The sequence below is a fragment of the Streptomyces sp. NPDC004539 genome (assembly GCF_040610055.1).
Classification (GTDB): Bacteria; Actinomycetota; Actinomycetes; order Streptomycetales; family Streptomycetaceae; genus Streptomyces.
In genome coordinates this window covers 1-4,537 of the sequence record NZ_JBEXLS010000064.1, presented here as the reverse complement: position 1 = coordinate 4,537, position 4,537 = coordinate 1, and the positions used below count along the sequence as shown (strand labels likewise).

The following is a 4,537-nucleotide window of genomic DNA, read 5'->3' as shown; positions in this document are numbered from 1 at the left end:
CAACTGTTCTTGGGATATCCCAGGGGCAATTGACGAGTCCTCGGCTGATCTTCGGATCGGCCGAGGCTTTCGTCGTTTCTGGGGTGTGTTCGAGCCTGTTCGGGGTCGTGGATGGCAGCGGGTCTTGGTGAAGGCCGTGTGGGTGTGCTGCTGCGGGCGGTTGAGGGCATGGCTGTCGGCCCCGGGGGTCCGGGGCTGGTGGGGGTCGGGTGTGGAGTTTGTTCTTCGGGTGGTTCTTCACTCAGGCGGTGGGGGTGGTCGTCCGATGCCTGTGGGCCGGGTGTCGTCCGGTGGTGCGGGTTGTTGGGGGGTGGGGTCGGTGTAGTCGAGGCCGGTGTCGGTGAGTTGGGTTCCGGTGCGCTGGTAGAGCCAGGTTTCGAGGATGTCGAGGTTGCCGGCGGTGACCATGAGGGCGACCAGGAGGCTCTGGGCGACCTGTCCTCGTGCCTGGCGGTGTCGGGGGTTGCCGATGTCGAGCTCGCTGCCCTTGAGGCGTCCGTGTATGCCTTCGTTGTGGGACCGGATGGGTTTGTAGGTGGCGGTCCAGTCGTCGGACAGATAGTGACTGTCCTGCCGGAACTTCGCGGTCTTGAGGTCACCGGATGCGTCGGCGGGGATCGTGATGTCCGACTTGCGGCAGACCGGGGGGAGTTCGTCTGCGGGTGGCGGGTCGAGCCGTTCGTCCGGCGGAAGTTGGACGGTGGGCCGGGCCGCGGGGTGCGCGGCGAGCTTGCGGCGGTCGCTGAAGTCGATGACCGCGGTGGGCGGACCCGGGACGCGGGGTGTGCGGGGGCGGAGCCGGTCACGGCGGGCGCAGTTCACCGACGGCGACGGTCCGGCGGCAGGACACTGGAGCCGGATGGCACCTCGGGTGTCAGGTCCCTGTTTGGTTTTGAGGTAGAGCGGTTCGCGTGCAGCGATACGGTCGGTGAGCTGCTGGTTGTCCCGGATCTCGCGTACGGCCTTGTCGTCCAGGCCGCAGGTGGCGTGGACGAGTGCGCTGGGCATGTGTGGGCAGGCGAGGGAGCCGTCGACGAGCAGGGCTCCCTGCCAGCTTCCCTGCCGGCCGCGGTCTTCGACCTTGTAGTCGAGGGCGAGGCGGTAGCCGAGGCGGCGTACCGGGATCTGGAAGTTCTCCGGGGAACAGCCTGTGTAGGCACGGTCGGCCGCGCAGGTTCCCGTGGGCAGGCCGAGCCGGGCGAGGTCCTCCAGGGCGAGGACGGCGTTGCGGCCGGTGCGGACGGTGGGGGTGTCCAGGATCATGCCGACGCACATCTGCGGGTAGGCGGTCGGCTTCCCGGGAGGCTCGCCGGGCCGGCGGCGGTGCGCGGCGACGGCGAACGTGGCGCTGTAGCCGAAGGTGCCTTCGTCCGAACCCGCGCTGTAGTGCCAGCCCGCCGTGATCTCCACCGACGCGGTCTGTGTGCGTTCGCTGGCGGGATCGGCCAGAACGGGGATCGAGGTGCCGTCGACCCCCACGTCCCCTCGCCAGCCGCGCAGGTGTCCGCGGTCTTGTGCGAGACGGACCGGGGTGAGGACCAGCTGGTTGGCCAGCAGCTGGAGCCGTTCGGCGGCCTGCCTGCCCGCGGGGACGTTCCAGGCGTGCGCGTAGGCGTCGGCGACGTCCTGGGGCAGGCGGGAACGCCGGTCGCAGCGGGCCGGGTCGAGCACGGTGGTGATGCGGTCGAAACCCCGGTAGAGACGGCGGCTCGCGGCGATGCACTCCCGCGCCGACCGCGGAGTCTCCTGGGGAATGCCCAGCCAGGTGCGGGCCTTGGGGCCGAGGCGGAAGTGAAGGATGCGCCAGGCTTCGGCGACGGTGGCCCGGCCGGTGAAGTAGGCGGAAAGCAGCAGCCCGGCCAGCACCGTGCGCGGACGCACCCCCGCCGGTCCCGGCCGCCCCGCCAGGAGTTCCTCCAGCTGCTGGGGGACACCGGAACGGTCGAGCAGGGTCAGCAGCTGGCCGACCTTGGAGTCCTCGATCCTGGTGATCTTCCCGGGGCGGACCCGGGGCCGCAGGGCGCGGGCCGCCGTCTCGTCCGCCGCACGCCGGGCCATCATCGGCGGTGGCCGTGCAACAGCCGCAGAACCTCCGTCCGAGGCAGCGGCGGGACCCACCGGTGGTAGGGGGCGAGCCCGGCCGGCGACGTCATCCCCGCGGCTGCGGCGACGACGGCCGGGCTGATGCCCTCGGCCAGCAGCCCGACGATCCACGTCGAACGCAGGCGGCGGGCCGACAGCGGCGGCAGTCCGTTGGGCGGCCGGTGGCGGGCCGGCCACGAGGACACCAGGTTCTTCGCCGCCGCGGTCTTGCGGCCCGGCCGGAACAGATAGATGTCTCCAGCAGCCTGGGCCAGCTCGGTCAGGACCGTGCTCCAGTCCGCCCGGCAGGCCACGAGCCGGCCCAGCAGGCTCTCGTCCAGTACCGGAACCCCGCTGGCGGTGTCGATGTGATGACCCCGGACCTGACGGAGTTCCCCCGGTGCGAGACCGCAGCCCGCACCGAGCGCCATCAGCGCCAGCCCGTCCAGCCGCGCCCGCCCCGGCAGATGCCCGGCCCAGTCCCGCAGCCTGGCCAACTCGCCTTTCCCATAGGGAGGTTGCGGGTTGCGCGGAGAAGCGATCCGCACGGGCGGCGCCTCGCCGCGCTCCACCCAGACGAGTGCTTCCCGGGTGCGGCGAAGCCAGGTCCGGCAGGTCTGTACCGTCGAGCCCTCCAGTCCCGGGCAGCCCGACAGCACGAACGCGTCGATCGTCTCCGTCCGCAGCCACAGTCCCGGATCGCGCGGCAGTCCGCCGCTGTCGGCCCAGACTGCCAGCCGGCCGACGGCATACAGAAGCCGCCGTGCTTCGTAACAGGTGGCCGGAGCGGCAGCCGCCACCGTCGCCCGTACCTGGTCGGCGACCGGAAGCCACCGCGCGTGGGGCAGTCTCGGCCGGTAGTCGCGGATCCGGCCGGAGACCTCCGAGTTCAACGTCACGGACCAACTCCACCGGCTGGTCAAGCAGCCGGTGAAGGGGTTGAAGCCGATCTTCACGGAAAGGAGTGCATCCGCATGGTCGGAGGCATGAAACGCCGAAGGCCGCCGCGTGAGCTTGCCCGCGATCCGGAAACCTGGACCGAGGCCGACCTCTCCGACCCCGCCGCCCGCGCCGTCCAGCACATCGCCCGCACCCTGGCCTCGGCGATGTCCGGGCGCGGACTGAGCCTGCGCGGCCTCGCCGAGACCTCCGGGGTGAACCGGCAGGCCATCGCCGACCTCCTGGCCGGACGGTCCTGGCCCGACGTCGCGACCGTCGCCCGGCTCGGCGCCGCCCTCGGAACCCCGCTGTGGCCCCGAACCGCCAGAAACGAAAGAAATAGGTGACACAAACGCCTCGATCCGCGCCCGGCCGAACGCGAGAAGCGTTCGAACACGACGATTTCGTGGCTCCGGTCACCTGCCGGCGGGCATCTCGCCTACGCTCGCAGTGCGTGGAGCCACCTCATGGCAGCTCGCGTGCCGGCACCGCCGATTTGCTTCCTACGGCTGCGGCGGTGCCGACCCACCCCGCACCGGCCCACAGGGCCGACGCGGGAGACTCCGTCACTCCTCCCTCGGACGGCCGGCTCCTTCCGGCCCGGACCCGCTGTCGCCCAGGCGCCCGGAGACAGCGATGAAGAACACCCCGGGCGGCTCCTCCTCCAACGCGCCCTCGGCCACCAGCGTCTTCAGACGGCCCCGCGTGGTCTCCACCCGCGCCGGCCGCGACACGTCCTCACCGATGGCCTCCGCGATGGCGCGGGCGCGCATCTTCTGCCCGGACGTCGCCAGCAGACTCACCGCCCTGCGCCGGGCCTCCTCCATCTCGACAGGACTCTGCGCGGCGCGGTCCGGCTCTTGTGCCACAGATGCCCGGGGTTCCGTCCGGGGGCCGGGCGCGTCACCGGCGTCCTCGTCACCGGCCTCCGGCGCGTCGCTGTCCTCCTCGCCCTCTCGAACGGTCCCGGGGCCGTCCGCGAGGAGTTCCCGCAAGTCCGCGCGGACGGCCGCGATCCGCCGCAACTTGCCCATGATGGTCTCGCGCCGCCGGCCGATCTCCTCGAACTCCTTGTCCAGGACATCCGCTTCGGCGCGCAACAGGCTCTCTTTCCGGTCGAGCAACTCGAACTCGGACACCTCAGCCGCCTCCCGCCGACAGGCACCCCGTCACGCCCGGCGGACAGAACACCCACCGAACCCCCATCACACAGTAAGGACCCCGGACACGGCAGCCCACGCCGAGTTCAGAGGTGACCGCAAACGCCGCAACAAGCCAGTACTTGGACGCTCAATGCGCGTGTAATGAACGGTATGTGCCGTCATGAAGCTCACGGCGGCACACTCCTCATCGGTGCGACCGGAAGACCGGCCGCCTTCTGTACTCGACACATCCACCGAGGCCCCACCCGCTCCGGTAACGAGAAGCCCACCGACGGGGAACGATCACCTCGCCCAAGGGAAAAGATCTTCGAACGGGCTCAGAACTGCACGTCAACCCCACTCGTGAACAGCCC

General features: G+C 70.9%; 4 protein-coding genes. 1 reads left to right on the top strand and 3 read right to left on the bottom strand.

Features of this window, described 5'->3' with window-relative positions; genetic code table 11:
- Positions 1-237 precede the first annotated feature (237 nt).
- Positions 238-2,061 (bottom strand): hypothetical protein, encoded by a 1,824-nt coding sequence (locus tag ABZX85_RS50460; protein ID WP_355885180.1) that lies wholly within the window; start codon positions 2,059-2,061, stop codon positions 238-240.
- Positions 2,058-2,981, bottom strand: coding sequence for a hypothetical protein (locus ABZX85_RS50455; RefSeq protein ID WP_355885179.1), 924 nt, complete (start codon positions 2,979-2,981; stop codon positions 2,058-2,060). The genes ABZX85_RS50460 and ABZX85_RS50455 overlap by 4 nt, the downstream gene beginning before the upstream one ends.
- A gap of 87 nt (positions 2,982-3,068) precedes the next feature.
- Here ABZX85_RS50455 and ABZX85_RS50450 point away from each other — a divergent pair, with 87 nt between their 5' ends.
- Positions 3,069-3,368 (top strand): helix-turn-helix domain-containing protein, encoded by a 300-nt coding sequence (locus tag ABZX85_RS50450; RefSeq protein ID WP_355885178.1) that lies wholly within the window; start codon positions 3,069-3,071, stop codon positions 3,366-3,368.
- Between the two features lie 219 nt (positions 3,369-3,587).
- Here the strand turns inward: ABZX85_RS50450 and ABZX85_RS50445 are convergent, their stop codons facing one another.
- Positions 3,588-4,160, bottom strand: a complete 573-nt coding sequence (locus ABZX85_RS50445) for a hypothetical protein (protein ID WP_355885177.1) — start codon at positions 4,158-4,160, stop codon at positions 3,588-3,590.
- Positions 4,161-4,537 lie beyond the last annotated feature (377 nt).